Raw genomic sequence first — 17306 nt, 5'->3', positions numbered from 1 at the left:
GGCTACCCTTTCAGATGAGAAATGTGGTGAAAGTTACGCGAAGAAGGATTTAACCGACGATCCCGAGGATGTCCGATTCCTTCATGATCAGCAGGTCTTCGCCGTCGATCTTGACCTCGGTGCCCGACCATTTGCCGAACAGGATCTTGTCGCCGGCCTTGACTTCGAGCGGGTGGATTTCACCGGCTTCGTTGCGGGCGCCGGTGCCGACGGAGACGACTTCGCCTTCCTGCGGCTTTTCCTTGGCGGTCTCGGGGATGATGATCCCGCCGGCGGTCTTTTCTTCTGCCTCTACGCGGCGGACGAGCACGCGATCGTGCAACGGACGAAAGGTCATGGGCGAAGTCCCTTTATAATGAACAGGTGTTAGCACTCGACGTTGGTGAGTGCCAGCAGGGCGGATATGATGGCGAGGTCTCGCATCGTCAACGGGCGCAGCCAAATTTCTGCGGAACCAAATGCAAAATCGGCGAATTGCCGTGTTGGTCGTATAGCACGCATTTACTCGGCTGGTGGCTTGCCGTAGCGAGGCGATGTGATCTCCGCCAACAAGGAGCGGCCAAGTGAAACTCGTACGCGGCGCGTGGAAAATTCTCGTCGGCATCAAGGACGCGCTGGTCCTTATCGCGATGCTGCTGTTCTTTGGCCTGCTGTTCGCAGCGCTCGCCTCGAAACCGAACAAGGCGGCGATCGGCGACGGTGCGCTCGTGCTCAAGCTCGATGGCCCGATCGTCGAGCAGACGCAGGAGGCAAGCGCCTTCGCCAGCCTGAGCGGCAACGGCATCCAGCGCGAATATCGCCTGCGCGACGTGGTCCGCAGCCTCGACAAGGCGGCCAAGGACGACCGCGTCAAGGTGGTCGTGCTCGATCTCGACTCGTTCGGCGGCGGTTATCCAGCGGCGCTCGAGGATGTCGGCGCGGCGCTGCGCCGCGTTCGCGACGGTTCCGATGGGAAGGGGGGCAAGCCGGTGCTGGCCTATGCCACCGCGTATACCGATTCCGGCTACCGCCTCGCCGCGAACGCCAGCGAGATCTGGGAAAGCCCGATGGGCGGCACGCTGTTCATGGGGCCGGGCGGATCGCAGCTCTATTACAAAGGCCTGATCGACAAGCTCGGCGTCAATGCGCACGTCTACCGCGTCGGCAAGTACAAGTCGTTCGTCGAGCCCTATACCCGCACCGAAGCCTCGCCCGAGGCGAAGGAGGAAGTGGTCAAGCTCTACCAGGTGCTGTTCGCCAACTGGCAGCAGTCGGTCGCGCGTGCACGCCCCAAGGCGAAGTTCGCGCCTTTCCTCGCGACGCCGGGCGCGGTCATCACCGCGGCGCAGGGCGACATCGCCAAGGCCAATATGGACGCGGGGTTGGTCGACAAGCTCGGCACGCGGCTCGACTTCGGCAAGCGGGTCGCCGCGATCGCCGGGGTCGACAGCGGCAAGGCGGCCGGGCTGTTCAAGACGATCAAATACGACGCCTATGTCGCCGCCAATCCGCTGCCGACCGGCGGCGACAAGGTCGGCGTGCTGACGATCGCGGGCGACATCATCGACGGCAAGTCGAAGGCCGGCTCGGTCGGGTCGGACACGGTGTCGAAGCTGCTGCTCGATGCGCTGGCCAAGAAGGATCTCAAGGCGCTCGTCGTGCGCGTCGATTCGCCTGGCGGCTCGGCGCTCGCATCGGAAGACATGCGCCGCGCGATCGAGGAGGCGAAGGCGCAGAAGCTGCCGATCGTCGTCTCGATGGGCTCGGTCGCGGCATCGGGCGGCTATTGGGTGTCGACCGCGGGCGACATGGTGTTCGCGCAGCCGACGACGATCACCGGCTCGATCGGCATCTTCGGGATCATCCCGACCTTCGAGAACACGCTCAAGAAGGTCGGGCTGACCACCGACGGCGTCCGCACGACGCCGCTCTCGGGGCAGCCCGACATCTATGGCGGCACCAACCCGGAGACCGATGCGATCTTCCAGGCGGGGATCGAGAATGGCTATCGCCAGTTCATCACGCGCGTTGCCGGCGCGCGGAAAATGACGCCCGCGCAAGTCAACGAGATCGCGCAGGGGCGCGTCTGGGATGGCGGGACTGCGCTCCAGCTCCATCTGGTCGACAAATTCGGCGGGTTGCAGGATGCGATCGCCGAGGCGGCGCGGCGCGCGGGGCTAAAGGCCGACGGCTATCACGCCGAATATCTCGAGAAGAAGCCCAGCGCGTTCGCCAAGATGATCCAGCAGTTCGCCGATTCGAACAAGGATGAAGATGCGTCGGCAGGCGATGCCTTCACGCGGATGGCGGCCGAGCGGCGTGCGGTGTTCGCGCGCGCGCTGGGCGACGTGACGAGGATCGGCACGGGGGCTGCGATCCAGGCGCGCTGCCTCGAATGCGACGGCGTCGGCGGTAACGCACCGCGCGCCGGCGACGCGCGGTTGATGGACTTCGTGCTCGCACGGTTCGGGCTGTGAGCCTGGACCGCGCCCCGACGCGGATCGCGATCCGGCCCGCGACCCCCGACGATGCCGCAGCGATCGCGGCGATCTACCGCCCTTATGTCGAGCGCGGGACGGTGTCGTTCGAGACCGAGGCGCCCGATGCCGGCGTGATCGCGCAGCGGATGGCGGCGTCGCGCGGGCTGTATCCGTGGCTGGTCGCGACCGAAGGCGAGGGCGGGGCGGTGCTTGGCTATGCCTATGCCTCGGCGTTTCGCGATCGGCCGGCGTATCGCTTCACGATCGAGACGACGGTCTATCTCGAGACGGGTACGCAGGGGCGCGGCAACGGGCGGCAGCTGTACGATGCGCTGATCGACACGGTGCGCGCGCAGGGGTTCACGCATGCGATCGGCGTGATTGCGCTGCCCAACGATCATTCGATCCGGCTGCACGAGTCGGTTGGTTTCAAGCGCGCGGGGTTCTTCCGCGAGGCGGGGTATAAGGACGGGCGCTGGATCGACGTCGGATACTGGCACTGCGACCTCAACGACGCGACGATCCCGCCGATGGAACCCAAGCCGTTCAGCGAGACGGGGATGGTGTGGAATTGGTGATGCGCTGAGCAAATAAGCCCCTCCCCTTCAGGGGAGGGGTTGGGGTGGGGAAGTGGTGGCCACTGAGGCTGAGCTCCTGAAACGCGCGCACGAGATGCGCAAAAATCCGACCGAGCCGGAGATCCGGCTTTGGCGGGCGCTGTCTAATTCGCAGCTGGATGGGCTGAAGTTTCGCCGCCAGCATGTGGTTCTAGAAGCTCAGGCGATTCTCGACTTCTTCTGTCCCGCAATCGGTCTCGGGATCGAAGTTGATGGCGATACGCACGACGCCGATCGAGACGCGCGTCGTGACGCGCGGCTCGCCGCGCTAGGCTTCACGATCGTCCGCTTTAGCAATCCCGACGTCATGTCGAACTTGGCCGGCGTAGCGGAATCGATCTCCACCACAGCCTCCACCCTATCAAACCGCTGGCAGCGTACTTCCCCACCCCAACCCCTCCCCTGAAGGGGAGGGGCTTTCTACGCGCCCGGCTTCACGCTAAGCGCGCTTTACCTATGACCGACACACCAGCCCCCGCCCGCGATTACCGCGACACCGTCTTCCTGCCGAAGACCGACTTCCCGATGAAGGCCGGCCTGCCCGCCAAGGAGCCCGGCATCCTCGCGCGCTGGCAGGCGATGAACCTCTACGAGAAGACCCGCGAAGCCCGCCGCGGCCGCGAGAAGTTCATCCTGCACGACGGCCCGCCGTACGCGAACGGCGACATGCATATCGGCCATGCGCTCAACCATATCCTCAAGGACACGGTGTGCCGCACGCAGGGGCTGCTCGGCAAGGACGCGCCGTACGTGCCCGGCTGGGACTGCCACGGCCTGCCGATCGAGTGGAAGGTCGAGGAAAAATATCGCGCGAAGAAGCTCAACAAGGACGAGGTCCCCCCGGCCGAGTTCCGCGCCGAGTGCCGCGCCTATGCGCAGCATTGGGTCGACGTGCAGCGCGAGCAGTTGACGCGGCTCGGCATCAATGGCGATTGGGACCATCCCTATCTGACGATGGATTTCGCTGCCGAAGCGACGATCGTCACCGAGCTGATGAAATTCGCGGAGAGCGGCCAGCTCTATCGCGGCGCCAAGCCTGTGATGTGGTCGCCCGTTGAAAAGACCGCGCTCGCCGAGGCCGAGGTCGAATATGAGGACGTCGTGTCGACGCAGATCGACGTGGCGTTCGAGATTGTCGATGCGCCGAACGCGCCCGAGCTGGTCGGTGCCCATGCGGTGATCTGGACGACGACGCCGTGGACGATCCCGGTGAATCAGGCGCTGAGCTATGGGCCTGAGATTGAATATTCGGTTGTCGAGTGCATCCTTGGCTTCCTAACCGCTACGGTGACAAAGGAGCAATCGGAGGTCGCCCGCGCGCGCGTCAACGAGCAAATGCCGTGGTTCGATGATCGTCGCCGCTTGGTCATTGCCACCGAACTTCTTCCCACATTTGCGAAGAGACTTGCGCGCGTTTTCGATAGCATCGAAGTCACAGACATCGGCCTCGATCGCCTCAGCTTTGTGCTTGATCCAGCGGAAGACTGCGAAGAGTGGACCGTGAGGGGCTCGCAGCTCGAAGGCGCCACCGCACGCCATCCGATGCACGAACTCGGCGGGTTCTTCGCAAAGCCGCGGCCGTTCCTGCCGGGCGATTTCGTCACCACCGACGCGGGCACCGGGCTCGTCCATATGGCGCCCGATCACGGCGAGGACGATTTCGTGCTGTGCAAGCAATATGGCATCGAGCCGGTCTTCGCGGTCGACGGTGCGGGGATGTATCGCGACGATTGGGCGTGGCTCGGCGGGCAGGGCTCGGTGATCAACAAGAAGTTCGTCTCCGCCGAGGGGCCGATCTGTGCGGACCTGCGCGCAGCGGGCGCGTTGCTCGCGGCGAGCGATGATTTTGCGCATTCGTATCCGCATTCGTGGCGGTCGAAGGCGAAGGTCATTTTCCGGGCTACGCCGCAGTGGTTCATTCCGATGGATCAGGCGCTGCCGGAAAGCCCCTCTCCTTCAGGGGAGGGGTTGGGGTGGGGCCGTGCCGCGAACGCAAGCGTCGGTCTCGGTGAGACCTCCCCCACCCCCAGCCCCTCCCCTGAAGGGGAGGGGAGTCTTGGGCGGACTTTGCGGGAAACCGCGCTCGCGGCAATCGAAGCGACCACCTGGTATCCGCCCAAGGGCCAGAACCGCATCACCGCGATGGTCGCCGGGCGCCCCGACTGGGTGATCAGCCGCCAGCGCGCTTGGGGCGTGCCGATCACGCTGTTCGTCAACCGCCTGACCGGCCAGTATCTCGTCGATCCCGCGGTCAATGCGCGCATCATCGCCGCGATCAACGCCGAGGGCGTCGATGCGTGGTCCGAGGAAGCGGCGCAGGACCTGCTCGGCCCCGACTACGACCTCGCCGATTACGAGCGCGTCACCGACATTCTCGACGTGTGGTTCGACAGCGGTTGCACGCACGCCTTCGTGCTCGAGAGCGGGCGCTGGCCCGATCTGCAATGGCCGGCCGATCTCTATCTCGAAGGGTCGGACCAGCATCGCGGCTGGTTCCAGTCGTCGCTGATGGAGGCGTGCGGTACGCGTGGGCGCGCGCCGTACAATGCGGTGCTGACGCATGGCTTCACGATGGACTCCAAGGGCATGAAGATGTCCAAGTCGCTCGGCAACACGATCAACCCGCTCGATCTGATGAAGGAATCGGGCGCGGACATCCTGCGGCTGTGGGCGCTGTCGGTCGATTTCACCGAGGACCACCGCATCGGCAAGGAGATCCTCGGCGGCGTCTCCGACCAGTATCGCAAGCTGCGCAACACCTTCCGCTACCTGCTCGGCGCGCTCGACGGGTTCGAGGAGAGCGAGCGGCTGCCGGTCGCGGAGATGCCCGAGCTCGAACGCTACGTGCTCCATTTGCTCGCCGAGCTCGACGCCAAGCTCAAGGCGGCGGTGCTGGTGTACGATTTCAACAGCTATGTCCGGCTGCTGACCGAGTTCGCGCAGGAGGATCTGTCGGCCTTCTATTTCGATATCCGCAAGGATTCGCTGTACTGCGACGCGCCGACCGATCCCAAGCGCCGCGCGGTGCGGACGGTGTTCGACACGCTGTTCCACGCACTCGTCCGCTATGCCGCGCCGGTGCTGTGCTTCACCGCCGAGGAGACGTGGCAAGCGCGCTTCCCGAGCGAGGATGGCTCGGTCCATCTGCTCGAATGGCCGGAGGTCGCTGAGAACGCGTTAGGTGAGGACCTCTCGGGAAAATGGTCCACGGTTCGAGGAGCTCGGTCCCATGTAAACGAGGTTCTGGAAAAACTTCGCGCAGGCAAAGAGATTCGCTCAAGTCTCGAAGCTGAAGTGCGGATTTGGCCAGCGAAGCGCGAGAATTTAGAGCCTTTGAGGTCGATGGATTTGGCCGAGATCTTTATTGCTGCAAAGGTGTCGATCTTCGAATCCGACGGCTACCCAGTATTGCCAAATCCCGACGTGGCAGGCTCGGAATGGGGATACGGCGGTGGTGTGGTCGAAGCGGAGCGCACGACCTTCCACAAATGCGGGCGCTGCTGGCGGCTGCTTCCCGAGGTCGAGGAAGACGGCGATCTGTGCGATCGCTGCGAGGCGGTGGTGGCATGAGGCTCCCGCTCGCAGGCTTCGCGACCGCGGTCGCGCTCTTCGTCGCCGACCAGGCCGCCAAGCTCGGCGTGACCGAGGGGCTCAAGCTCGATGCGATGACCAACGCGCATTACGTCACGTCGTTCTTCAACCTGCGCTTCGTCGCCAATCGCGGCGTGTCGCTCGGGCTGCTCCACGCCGATACCGATACGACGCGCTGGCTACTGGTGCTGATGACCGGCGCAATCGCGGTCGGGGTGCTGGTGTGGATGCTGCGCGAGACCAAGCGCGCCGACCAGATGGCGCTCGGGCTCGTGCTCGGCGGCGCGTTCGGCAACATCCTCGACCGGATCCGGCTCGGCTATGTCGTCGATTTCGCCGATCTGCATTTCGGCGCGTGGCAGCCGTTTCTGGTGTTCAACATCGCCGACGCGGCGATCAGTATCGGCGTGCTCATCTTGCTCGCGCGCGCGCTTCTGATACGAGATACACCGAACCAAGATTCTGGGACCAAAGCATCTGGGGCGGACCAGGGCCCAACGGAGAATATCCATGCGTAAGATTTCGATTTTGTCGGCCGGCGTGGCGCTGCTCGCGTTGGGCGCTTGCGCGCATGGCAAGGGTGGCCGCAGCGGACCCGACGAATTCTCGGTCGCGCGCCAGGCTCCGCTCGTCATTCCGCCCGATTTCTCGCTGACCCCGCCAAAGCCAGGTGCGGCGCGTGCGAACGACACCAGCGCCAACGCGCAGGCGCTCGACGCGCTGTTCGGCGGCACCGCGCCGCGCAGCGCCGCCGAAAGCGCTGCGATCTCGCAGGCGGGTGTCGATTCGGACGATCCCGGCATCCGCTCGTCGGTTGGCGATCCGGGCACGACCGTGGTCGACAAGGGCACGACGACGCGCGACGTGGTCGCAGCGCCCGAGGGCGACGGTCAGGCAGCCAAGGCGACCGCGCCGAAGTGACCCAAAACAAAACCCTCCCCCGCGGCCGCGGGAGAGGGTTTCGGGACCGATCAGAGGGAGTGCCCGCAAGGGCGCTCCCTTCTTCGTATCAGAAGTTCACGCCGACATAGGCGAGCACGGTCGAGCCGCGGCCGAAGCGCGACGCATAGCCGTGCCGGTACAGTCCGCCGACCTTGTTGTTCGTGATGTCGGTATCGACATAGCTCACGCCGACCTTGAACGGACCCCCGACGGCTTCGGCGGTGGCCGACCAGTCGAGATAGTTGCGGTCGTTGCCATTGAGGTTGGCGAGGCCGAGCGAGCCGTCGGTATAGCCGAGATGGCCCTTCAGCGTGATCGGCGTCTTGGGCACCGCGACCGAGGCTTCGCCATAGACGTAGATATTGTCGTCCTTGTTGTTCGGCGTGAAATCGAGGCCCTTCTGGCCGCCCCACGCATAGTTGCCGCCGACCTTGGTCGAGACCGGGCCGAGCGTGTAGCTGACCGAAGCGTAAGGCTCGAAGAAGTCGGTGTTGAGGCCCTTCACGCCGCTCGGATAGTAATAATAGAGCAGGCCGCCATCGACCGTCAGGCCGCTGAAGGTCTTGGTATAGCCGGCGTACAGATCGACCTCGGCATCGCCGTATCCGGTGAGGAGCGGGGTCTTGCCGCTGCCGTCGATCGTCGAGGCCCAGGTGCCGACATAGAAGCCGGCCGAGCTGTTGATGTTGATCGTGCCCTGGACGGCGCCTTCGCCGTTGGTCTGGGTCAAACCGCGGAAGCGGTAATCGCTGATCAGCGTTGCGCCGCCGGTGATCTTGAACGGCTTGTCGGGCGCGGCAGGCGCCGCGGCGGGCGCGTCCTTGGCGTCGGGCGTGGTGGTGGTGGTTGGGACATCCTGCGCAAAGGCGGGCGTGGCGGAGGCGGCGAGCAAGAGCGCGCCAAGCGTAGATGTGGAGAAGCGCATCGTTTCCCTTTCGAAAATGCGACTGTCCCAGCCTGCTTTACCGATGCGGCGTCTGTCGGAGGCGCAAGACCTCCCGCGCAGCTAAGCGGCAAGATCTTTCATTGCCGAGCTACGCTGCATCGCACAACTTAATTCGCGCGCGTGCGCGGGATACCGCGCTATTGTAGCTGTTGCGCAACACCCGTGTTTCAAATCATTGCTGAGCGGAAAAGCGCGCCAGGCCAGCGGCGAGGTCGGCGATCAGATCTGCCGGATCCTCGAGGCCGATCTGCAGCCGGACGAGTGGCCCGGCATCGGCGCGGCGCGTGACGCTGCGATGGCGTTGTGGGTCGACCGGCAGCGCGAGGCTTTCGAACCCGCCCCAGCTATAGCCGATCCCGAAATGCTCGAGCCCGTCGATCAGCCGTGCGCGATCGGCCTCGCCGCCGCCGTTGAGGACGAACGAGAACAGCCCCGACGACCCCTTGAAGTCGCGCAGGAAGTGCGCGTGGCCGGGGCAGCACGGCAAAGCCGGGTGGAGCACGGTCGCGACTTCGGGCTGCTGCTCGAGCCAGTGCGCGATCTCGAGCGCGCTTGCCTGATGCTGCTTGAGCCGGATCGCCATCGTGCGCAGGCCGCGGCTGGCGAGCCAGCTGTCGTCGGGGCTGGCGATCTGGCCGAGCTGGAAGCTGGTGTCGCGCAGCCGCGCGAAATGGCCCGGCGCGGCAGTGACCGAGCCGAGCATCACGTCGCTATGGCCGACGATATATTTTGTGCACGCGAGGATCGTGAGGTCGACGCCGTGCGCGATCGCGGGAAAGAACAGCGGCGTCGCCCAGGTGTTGTCGAGCAGCGTGGTGATGCCGCGCGCCTTGGCGACGGCGACGATCGCGGGGATGTCCTGAACGTCGAAGGTCAGGCTGCCGGGGCTCTCGAGCAGGATCGCGCGAGTCGCATCGGTGATCACGTCGGCGATGCCCGCGCCGATCATCGGATCATAGAAGCGCGTCGTGATTCCCATCCGCTTGAGCAGCCCCATGCCCATCGCGCGGGTCGGGTCATAGGCGCTGTCGGGAAGGAGCAGTTCGTCGCCGGGCGAGAGCACCGACAGCAAGGCGGCAGCGATCGCCGCGACGCCCGAGGGGTAAAGGAAGGTGCCTTCGGCGCCGGGCTCGAGCTCGGTCAGCGCATCGGCGAGGCTCCACTGCGTCGGCGTGCCCTTGCGACCGTAGAACAGCCGGTGGTGCGTATCGCGCCCACCCGCCTCGCGCAGATCCGCGACCGAATCGTAGAGGATCGTCGAGGCGCGCCAGACCGGCGTGTTGACGATCCCCTGCGTCCATTCCTTGCGGCGGCCGGCGGTGACGACGCGGGTCGAATCGCCCTTGGGGGCATCGGTCTTCTTCATGGCGCGAAATCCTGCAATGCAGGCCCTGCAAAGCCGGAGACCGTGAAGAAGGCAAGAGCGTCGCGCGTATTGTTGGAAGCCCCTCCCGTTCAGGGGAGGGGCTTTCGAGATGCGCTTACGCCGCGCCGGTCGCCTTTGGCGTGGTGCGGTCGGCACCCCATTCGGACCAGCTGCCGTCATAGACCGCCGCCTGGTTGCCGAGCAGATGCGCACCGAACGCCAGCGCCGAGGCGGTGATGCCCGAGCCGCAGGTCGTGACGAGCGGCTTGGCGACATCGATGCCCGCGCCTTCGAACGCCGACTTCAACGCGTCGCCGGTCTTCCACGTGCCATCGGCATTGAAGAGCTCGCCGACGGGGAGGTTCTTCGAGCCCGGGATATGGCCGGCATGCGTCACCGGGCGCGGATCGGGTTCCTCGCCGGTGAAGCGTGCGGCCGAGCGCGCGTCGAGCACTTGCTCGGCGCCGCTGTCGACATTGGCCTTCATCTGATCGAGCGTGCGGACGCCCTTGTCGTCGGCCCAGACGGTGAAGTGGCGGTGGCGGAGCTGCTCCTTGCCGCTGGCGGTCTCACGCCCTTCGGCCTGCCACTTGGCGAGCCCGCCATCGAGGATCGCGACATCATGCGCGCCGAAGGTGCGCAGCATGAACCAGGCGCGCGCCGAGGTGTGGAGCGGCGAATTGTCGTAGAGCACGATGCGGCTGCCATCGCCGAGACCGAGCGACTGCATCCGGCTGGCGAACTTTTCGGGCGCCGGGAGCATCGAGGGCAGCGTGCTGCTGGTGTCGGCGATCTCGGCGAGATCCATGAACACGGCGCCCGGGATGTGCGCGGCTTCATATTCGGCGGCGGGGTCGCGGTCGACGAGTCCGGCGAAATAGGTGGCGTCGACAATCCTCAGGTCGTTCGCGCCCAGCTCGTTTGCGAGCCATTCGGTTGTCACCAGCGAATCCATCGATCGTCTCCTTGGTTTTTTGATAGCCTAACCATCCGATCGCGCGCCGTCGAGACGCTCAAGGATCATCCGCGTGGGATGATCGGTGCGGGATGACGGGGGCGGATCGCTTCCCTATATCGCTGTGCATGACTCCTATGCATCTCGGCCAAACCAGCGCGCTCCCCACTTCGCCCGAGGAGGCGGTGCTCGATTACGTTCCCAACCCGCGGCCCGGTCGCCTGTATTTGGTGCGCTTCGCGGTGCCCGAATTCACCTCGCTTTGCCCGGTGACGGCACAGCCCGATTTCGCGCATCTCGTGATCGATTACGCACCTGCAGCAACGATCGTCGAATCGAAGTCGCTCAAGCTGTTTCTCGGCGCGTTCCGCAACCACCAGGCGTTCCATGAGGATTGCACCGTCGGGATTGGCGAACGGCTGTTCACCGAGATGCAGCCGACATGGTTGCGAATCGGTGGGTATTGGTACCCGCGCGGTGGCATTCCGATCGACGTTTTCTGGCAATCGGGCGCACCGCCCGAGAGCCTGTGGCTGCCGTCGCAGGACGTTCCGGGCTATCGCGGGCGCGGTTGAGCGCTGGGCCGGTTCATCCTACCGCAAGGTTGATTTGGATCAGACAATTCCCATTGTTGCAATGCAACATTCTTGCAACCATATTGAAACTTGGCCGTTCGGGAGAGGTAACTCGAGGGTATAAGCCCCGTCAGAAATAGGATTTGCGAACATGGTGCAACTGGCGGATGTCGTGAACTCGATCGACCACCTGGCTTTGGTCGGTAATTTTCTGCCGCGTAAATGTGGTCTTGCAACCTATACCACCGATACCTTCACCGCGCTGAAGAGCCGGTTTCCGGATCTTAAGATCGACGTCTATGCGATGGACGATCACCCCGGCCGCTACGAATATCCCCCCGAGGTGACGCGCAGCATCCCCGAGCAGGACCGGATGCAGTATCTCGAAGCCGCGCGCGAGATCGAGGCGAGCGGTGCGCAGGCGTTGTGGCTGCAGCACGAATACGGCATTTTCGGCGGCGCAGCGGGCGAGCATATCCTCGCCTTGCTCGAGCGCGTGTCGATGCCGGTGATCGTCACGCTCCACACGATCCTCGAAAAGCCCAACGCCGATCAGCGTCGCGTGATGGAAGGCCTGTTGCGGCGTGCGTCGCGCGTCATCGTCATGGCCGAGCGTGGTCGTGAGATCCTCGAGCGCGTTTATGGTGCAACCGGCCGGTCGATCGTGATGATCCCGCACGGTGTTCCCGATCGCGAGTTCGTCGATCCCAACACGCTCAAGTCGCGCTTTGGCTGGGAACGGCGCGACGTCGTCCTGACCTTCGGCCTGCTAGCGCCGGGCAAGGGCATCGAAGTGATGATCAATGCGCTGCCCGCGATCGTCGAGCAGAACCCCAACGTGCTCTATGCCGTACTCGGTGCGACGCATCCGAACCTCGTCGCACACGAAGGCGAGAAGTATCGCGACAAGTTGAAGGCGCTTGCGCTCGATCTCGGGGTCGGCCGCAACATCGAATTCATCGATGCGTTTCTCGAGCATGACGAGCTCATCGACTATCTGCAGGCTGCAGACATCTATGCGACGCCGTATCTCAATCCGGCGCAGATCACGTCGGGGACCTTGTCCTACGCAGTCGGCGTCGGCAAGGCGGTCGTCTCGACGCCGTATGTCCATGCCACCGAGATTCTCGCAGATGGGTACGGCGTGCTCGTCGACTTTGGGGATTCTGCAGCGTTCGCGCGCGAGATCAACGCCTTGCTCGGCAGCGAGCGCAACCGGATCAAGCTTTCGGAGCGTGCCTATGCGCGTGGCCGTACGATGATCTGGCCGCGTCTCGCCGAACTCGCGATGCGCGAGATTGGGCAGATGGTCGCCTCCAAGCCGTTGCGCATGCCGAGCAGTACTGCGGCGCTGACTCCGCTCGCGCCCGATTTCGCGGCGGTCGAGCGGATGAGCGATTCGACCGGAATGCTGCAGCATTCGATCTTCTCGATCCCCGATCGCCGCCATGGCTATTGCATCGACGACAATGCCCGTGCGCTGATGCTGGTCAGCCAGATGACGTCGCTCGACGAGGTCCAGCGCGACAAGTGGATGACGATTTATGCGTCGTTCCTGCAATATGCCTGGAACCCCGAGGAGCGGCGTTTCCGCAACTTCATGAATTTCGATCGCACCTGGTGCGAGGATTTCGGTTCGGAGGATTCGAACGGTCGCACGCTGTGGGCCTTCGGCGTGACCGCGCGCGATGCGCAGATGGACAAGCACAAGATGTGGGCCGCGTCGATGTTCGACATGACGGCGTCGCTGTCGCTCGAACTGGGATCGCCACGCGCCCACGCCTTTGCGATGCTGGGTGCCGCGGCGATGCTCGAGGTGGTTCCGACGCATTCCCTCGCCCGGACGATCCTGGCGCGCTTCGGCGACGATCTGCTCGCCTTGCTCGAGGATGCGCGCCGTCCGCAGTGGGAATGGTTCGAGATCGTGTTGGCGTATGATAATGCGCGTCTGCCCGAGGCCCTGCTGCGTGCCGGTCTTGCGCTCCAGCGCGACGACATGATCCAGTGCGGCCTGAAGACGCTCGAATGGATCGTCGCCAAGCAGACCTCGCCCGACGGCCGCTTCCGCGCGGTCGGCAGCGAGAGCTTCGGGCGGGTCTATGCCGAGCCGTTGCAGTTCGACCAGCAGCCGCTCGAGGCGCAGGCGACGATCGACGCGTGCAGCGCGGCATTCGATGCCTCGCGGGACGCGCGTTGGGTCGAGGAAGCCAACCGCGCGTATCGCTGGTATCTCGGGCAGAACGATCTCGATTTGCCGCTGGCAACCGTCCAGGATGGCGGCTGCTTCGACGGCTTGATGCCTAGCGGGCTCAACCGGAATCAGGGTGCCGAGTCGATTTTGGCGCTGCAATTGGCCGGTTGCACGATTTCCGGGCTGGCAAAGCGGGCGCAAAGCGTGGCAGGACCGGATCGCGCCGTCGCGTAGCCTCGCTCGCGACGTCGCCAAGGCGTTACGCGAGGCGATATTGTGATCGAGCTGTTTGAACACCCATTGCGACTCCACGCCGACCCGTCACGGGTCGTCGTGCGACCGTTCCACCTTGCCTGGAGCGGCAATGGTGGCAACCGCACCGAGCGGATCGTCAATGCCGTGATGGCGCTCGATGCTGCAGAGACGCGCGCCGAGCTCGAGGTGGTGCTCAAGGATTTCGAGGCGCGGCATTGGCAGACGCGGCGCGTCTTCATGACGCGCTACGACGAGATCGAGGCGATGCTCGGGCTCGACGGCAGCGAGATCGGCGACGAAAAGCGCCAGCTGATCGGTGCCTATTTCTGCCACGAATACAGCTATGCTGCGGCGGCGTTGATGAACCCCAGCGCGGTGCCGCATTTCGACCAGTCGGGCATGCCTGCGGGATCGCAGCGCATCCTGATGAGCTTGCGCGCGGTGGGCGAAGGGCACATCTCCTCGGTCGCGTTCCGCGAAGGCATCATTACCGACGGCAACCAGTTGAAGCTCGCGCCCGAGCCCCCGTTCGCGACCGCGACCGATGCGGTCGGGCTCGACGAGGAAGAGCTGCCCGAGGGGCCGATCACCGTCTATCGCCATCGTGATTCGACGCTGTCGGGTACGGTGATCTTTCCGATCACCGCGGCACAGTCGAAGGGGCTCGAGGATCTTCGCCTCGTCCAGTTCCAGCATGACGATGGCAGCTACGAATGGCTCGGCACGTACACCGCGTATAACGGCTCGACGATCCAGTCGGAGCTTATGCGCACGCGCGATTTCCGCGCGTTCGATCTGGTGCCGATGTCGGGTTCGGCGTCGCGCAACAAGGGCATGGGGCTGTTCCCGCGCAAGGTGAACGGCCAGTACATGATGATCGGCCGGCAGGACGGCGAAAACCTGTATCTGATCAAATCCGACACGCTGACGCATTGGGACGAGGGCGAAAAGCTGCTCGGGCCGATGTATCCGTGGGAGCTGGTCCAGATCGGCAATTGCGGCCCGCCGATCGAGCTCGACGAGGGCTGGCTGCTGCTGACGCACGGCGTTGGCGCAATGCGCAAATATGCGATCGGTGCGGTGCTGCTCGACAAGACCAACCCGGCCAAGGTGATCGGCCGCACACGCGAGCCGATCCTCGCTGCGGCGAACCAGGACCGCGAGGGCTATGTGCCCAACGTCGTCTATACGTGCGGCGCGATCCGGCATGGCGACACGCTGTTCGTGCCCTACGGCGTGGCCGATAGCTCGGTCGCGTTCGCGTTCATCGACATCAAGACGCTGCTCGAGGCGATGGCCTAACCTCCCTCTTCCTTCGGGAGAGGGAAGGGGCCCGCTCGGCGAAGCCGCGGGGGAAGGGTGAGGGCAGTTCGTCCTCTTCCCTCACCCGGCCTCGCTGCGCTCGGCCACCCTCTCCCAAAGGGAGGGGCGGGTCAGCGCGTCGCCGCCACCGCGCGGCGATACAGCATCGCCGCGATCGCGAAGAACAAGAGCGTCCCCCCGATCAACGCCTCGGTCTCGTGGCCCGACATCAGCTTGAGCGGCGCATCGCTGCCGCTCAGCCACACGACCAGCGCGAACACCACGCCCCACAGGCTTTCGCCGACGATCATGCCCGTCGCGGTCAGCGTCCCCATCCGCTCGGCAACCTCAGGGTTCGCGCTGCGGTGTGCCCAACGGTTGTAGAACCAGCCGAACACCGAGCCGAGCACGGTCGGCAGGATCACCGCCATCGGCAGGTAGATGCCGAGCGCGACGCCGAGCGGCGGCAGGCGCAACAGCCGGAGCCGACCAAGCAGCTCGTCGAGCGCGATCAGCACGACGCCCGCGGCGACGCCATAGCCGAGCATCGTCCAATTGGCATCGCCCGACAGCACACCCTTCGCCAGCGCCGAGATCAGCCCAGCCTGTGGCGCCGCAAGCGCGTTCGGCCCAGCGCCGGGGACGCCGACGAACCCCATCCCGCTGTTGAGCACGTTGAGCACCGGCGGAATGATCAGCGATCCGAACACCACGCCGATCACCAGCGCGACCTGCTGCTTCCACGGCGTCGCACCGACCAGTTGTCCGGTCTTGAGGTCCTGCAGATTGTCGTTCGAGATCGTCGCGACGCCGAACACGATCCCGGTGACGATCAGCGCATAGGCGATCAGCGCGCGCGTCGTGTCGGCGCCCGGGTTCTGCCCGAACAGACCGACGAGCATCAGCGACGATCCGATCACCGCGAGGATACCGATCCCCGACACGGGCGAGTTCGACGCCCCGATCAGCCCCGCCATATAGCCGCACACCGCCGCGATCATGAGCCCGGCGACAAGCACGAACACCAGCGCCCCCGCGATCAGCAGGAATGCCGAGCCGACCAGCGCGCCGCCCGCGATCACGTCCCACAACAGCCAGCCGATCGGCAGCAGCGTCAGCAGCGCGACGAGCGCGACCCAGGCGATCGGCAAATCGCGTTCCTCGAGCGCGAGCGTCTCGCCCTTGCCGCGCGCGGCGCTGGCGGCGAGTGCTGAGCGCACGCCACCGATCACGGGGCCGGCGATCTTGACCAGGGTCCAGATCGCCGAAATGCCGATCACGCCCGCGCCGAAGAAGCGCACGTCGCCCTTCCACACGGTGTTGACCCAGTCGGCGATGTCGCCCGGCGCGGGATGCGCCGCGGTCAGCATCGGCACGAGCACGAACCAACCGATCACGAGCCCCAGCGCCATCGCCGCGCCGACCGAGATGCCGACGAGATGCCCGACGCCGATCAGCGCGAACGACAGGCTGCCCGAGATTCCCGTTGCGCCCGCGCCGACGCGGAAGCTGGTTGCGGCGGTATCGGTAATGATCTTGGTCTGCGTGAAGATCGCGAAAGCCGCCGAGGCGATGCTGTTCCAGATCAAAACGAGCAATCCCTGGCGGGCTTCGGCCTCGCCCTCGCGCGATCCGGCGCCGATCTGGAGCACTTCGGCGGCGGCGACACCCTCGGGATAGGGCAGGTCGGTATCGACGACGAGCGCACGCCGCAGCGGCACCGAGAACATGACGCCGAGGATCCCGCCGGTCATCGTGATTGCGGCGGTCTGGACATAGGGGAAGTCCTGCCACCAGCCGATCATCACCAGCCCCGGCAGCACGAAGATGATCGCGGCGAGTGTGCCCGCTGCACTGGCGACCGTCTGGACGATGTTGTTCTCGAGGATCGTCGATCCCTTGAACAGCTTGAGGATCGCCATCGAGATCACCGCGGCGGGGATCGAGGTCGCGAAGGTCAGCCCGACCTTGAGCCCGAGATAGACGTTGGCGGCGGTGAACAGCAGCGTGATGAGCCCGCCAAGCAGCACGCCGCGCAGCGTGAGTTCGGCGATCGGGGCGGGACGAGAGTCAGTCATCGCCCCATCTCGCACAAGCGACGCCCTGA

Annotated in this window: 14 protein-coding genes; 9 read left to right on the top strand and 5 right to left on the bottom strand. The window is 65.0% G+C overall.

Going from position 1 to position 17306, the window contains the following annotated elements:
• Positions 1 to 49: 49 nt before the first annotated feature.
• Positions 50 to 337 (bottom strand): co-chaperone GroES, encoded by a 288-nt coding sequence (gene groES / locus IE187_RS07760; protein ID WP_010183565.1) that lies wholly within the window; start codon positions 335 to 337, stop codon positions 50 to 52.
• A gap of 226 nt (positions 338 to 563) precedes the next feature.
• Between groES and sppA the strand changes: the two genes are divergently transcribed.
• The 6 genes from sppA to IE187_RS07730 are packed head-to-tail and all read left to right on the top strand — an operon-like array spanning position 564 to position 7588.
• Positions 564 to 2456, top strand: a complete 1893-nt coding sequence (sppA, locus tag IE187_RS07755; protein ID WP_189675773.1) for a signal peptide peptidase SppA — start codon at positions 564 to 566, stop codon at positions 2454 to 2456.
• Positions 2453 to 3037 carry a GNAT family N-acetyltransferase gene (locus IE187_RS07750; protein WP_189675772.1) on the top strand — a complete coding sequence of 195 codons (585 nt, stop codon included), beginning with the start codon at positions 2453 to 2455 and terminating at the stop codon, positions 3035 to 3037. Before sppA ends, IE187_RS07750 begins: the two co-directional genes overlap by 4 nt.
• Positions 3038 to 3089: 52 nt before the next feature.
• Complete coding sequence (locus IE187_RS07745) at positions 3090 to 3482, top strand: endonuclease domain-containing protein (RefSeq protein WP_229839295.1); 393 nt, start codon at positions 3090 to 3092, stop codon at positions 3480 to 3482.
• 50 nt (positions 3483 to 3532) lie between these two features.
• A complete protein-coding gene (locus IE187_RS07740) occupies positions 3533 to 6646 on the top strand; it encodes an isoleucine--tRNA ligase (protein WP_189675771.1) in 3114 nt (1037 codons plus the stop codon).
• The gene (gene lspA, locus IE187_RS07735) at positions 6643 to 7185 is read left to right on the top strand and encodes a signal peptidase II (protein WP_189675770.1); all 543 of its coding nucleotides are present in this window, start codon (positions 6643 to 6645) and stop codon (positions 7183 to 7185) included. The genes IE187_RS07740 and lspA overlap by 4 nt, the downstream gene beginning before the upstream one ends.
• Positions 7178 to 7588, top strand: a complete 411-nt coding sequence (locus tag IE187_RS07730) for a DUF3035 domain-containing protein (protein ID WP_133186598.1) — start codon at positions 7178 to 7180, stop codon at positions 7586 to 7588. The genes lspA and IE187_RS07730 overlap by 8 nt, the downstream gene beginning before the upstream one ends.
• 88 nt (positions 7589 to 7676) lie before the next feature.
• On the opposite strand, the gene IE187_RS07725 is transcribed toward IE187_RS07730, so the two are convergent.
• The 3 genes from IE187_RS07725 to sseA all read right to left on the bottom strand — a co-directional run bounded on the left by IE187_RS07725 (position 7677) and on the right by sseA (position 10876).
• The gene (locus IE187_RS07725; RefSeq protein WP_189675769.1) at positions 7677 to 8534 is read right to left on the bottom strand and encodes a TorF family putative porin; all 858 of its coding nucleotides are present in this window, start codon (positions 8532 to 8534) and stop codon (positions 7677 to 7679) included.
• Positions 8535 to 8727: 193 nt separating this feature from the next.
• Complete coding sequence (gene metC / locus IE187_RS07720) at positions 8728 to 9921, bottom strand: cystathionine beta-lyase (protein ID WP_189675768.1); 1194 nt, start codon at positions 9919 to 9921, stop codon at positions 8728 to 8730.
• 115 nt (positions 9922 to 10036) lie between these two features.
• Positions 10037 to 10876 (bottom strand): 3-mercaptopyruvate sulfurtransferase, encoded by an 840-nt coding sequence (sseA, locus tag IE187_RS07715; RefSeq protein ID WP_189675767.1) that lies wholly within the window; start codon positions 10874 to 10876, stop codon positions 10037 to 10039.
• A 128-nt stretch (positions 10877 to 11004) separates the two neighbouring features.
• On the opposite strand from sseA, the gene queF reads away from it, so the two are divergent.
• The 3 genes from queF to IE187_RS07700 all read left to right on the top strand — a co-directional run bounded on the left by queF (position 11005) and on the right by IE187_RS07700 (position 15199).
• Positions 11005 to 11451 carry a preQ(1) synthase gene (queF, locus tag IE187_RS07710; RefSeq protein ID WP_189675766.1) on the top strand — a complete coding sequence of 149 codons (447 nt, stop codon included), beginning with the start codon at positions 11005 to 11007 and terminating at the stop codon, positions 11449 to 11451.
• A 151-nt stretch (positions 11452 to 11602) separates the two neighbouring features.
• The gene (locus IE187_RS07705; RefSeq protein ID WP_189675765.1) at positions 11603 to 13876 is read left to right on the top strand and encodes a glycosyltransferase family 4 protein; all 2274 of its coding nucleotides are present in this window, start codon (positions 11603 to 11605) and stop codon (positions 13874 to 13876) included.
• Between the two features lie 42 nt (positions 13877 to 13918).
• Positions 13919 to 15199 carry a glycoside hydrolase family 130 protein gene (locus IE187_RS07700; RefSeq protein ID WP_133186608.1) on the top strand — a complete coding sequence of 427 codons (1281 nt, stop codon included), beginning with the start codon at positions 13919 to 13921 and terminating at the stop codon, positions 15197 to 15199.
• Positions 15200 to 15330: 131 nt separating this feature from the next.
• Here the strand turns inward: IE187_RS07700 and IE187_RS07695 are convergent, their stop codons facing one another.
• Complete coding sequence (locus tag IE187_RS07695; protein WP_189675764.1) at positions 15331 to 17277, bottom strand: OPT family oligopeptide transporter; 1947 nt, start codon at positions 17275 to 17277, stop codon at positions 15331 to 15333.
• Positions 17278 to 17306: the final 29 nt, after the last annotated feature.

It is taken from the genome of Sphingomonas glacialis (assembly GCF_014653575.1).
Lineage (GTDB): Bacteria > Pseudomonadota > Alphaproteobacteria > Sphingomonadales > Sphingomonadaceae > Sphingomonas > Sphingomonas glacialis.
Note: the sequence above shows the minus strand (reverse complement) of the source record. Positions and strands in the feature narration are given on the sequence as shown.

Coding starts and splice junctions, on each gene's coding strand:
- lspA (WP_189675770.1), top strand. CDS start 6,643: ATGAGGCTCCCGCTCGCAGGCTTCGCGACCGCGGTCGCGCTCTTCGTC.
- IE187_RS07740 (WP_189675771.1), top strand. CDS start 3,533: ATGACCGACACACCAGCCCCCGCCCGCGATTACCGCGACACCGTCTTC.
- IE187_RS07705 (WP_189675765.1), top strand. CDS start 11,603: ATGGTGCAACTGGCGGATGTCGTGAACTCGATCGACCACCTGGCTTTG.
- metC (WP_189675768.1), bottom strand. CDS start 9,921: ATGAAGAAGACCGATGCCCCCAAGGGCGATTCGACCCGCGTCGTCACC.
- IE187_RS07730 (WP_133186598.1), top strand. CDS start 7,178: ATGCGTAAGATTTCGATTTTGTCGGCCGGCGTGGCGCTGCTCGCGTTG.
- IE187_RS07695 (WP_189675764.1), bottom strand. CDS start 17,277: ATGACTGACTCTCGTCCCGCCCCGATCGCCGAACTCACGCTGCGCGGC.
- IE187_RS07725 (WP_189675769.1), bottom strand. CDS start 8,534: ATGCGCTTCTCCACATCTACGCTTGGCGCGCTCTTGCTCGCCGCCTCC.
- sseA (WP_189675767.1), bottom strand. CDS start 10,876: ATGGATTCGCTGGTGACAACCGAATGGCTCGCAAACGAGCTGGGCGCG.
- groES (WP_010183565.1), bottom strand. CDS start 337: ATGACCTTTCGTCCGTTGCACGATCGCGTGCTCGTCCGCCGCGTAGAG.
- queF (WP_189675766.1), top strand. CDS start 11,005: ATGACTCCTATGCATCTCGGCCAAACCAGCGCGCTCCCCACTTCGCCC.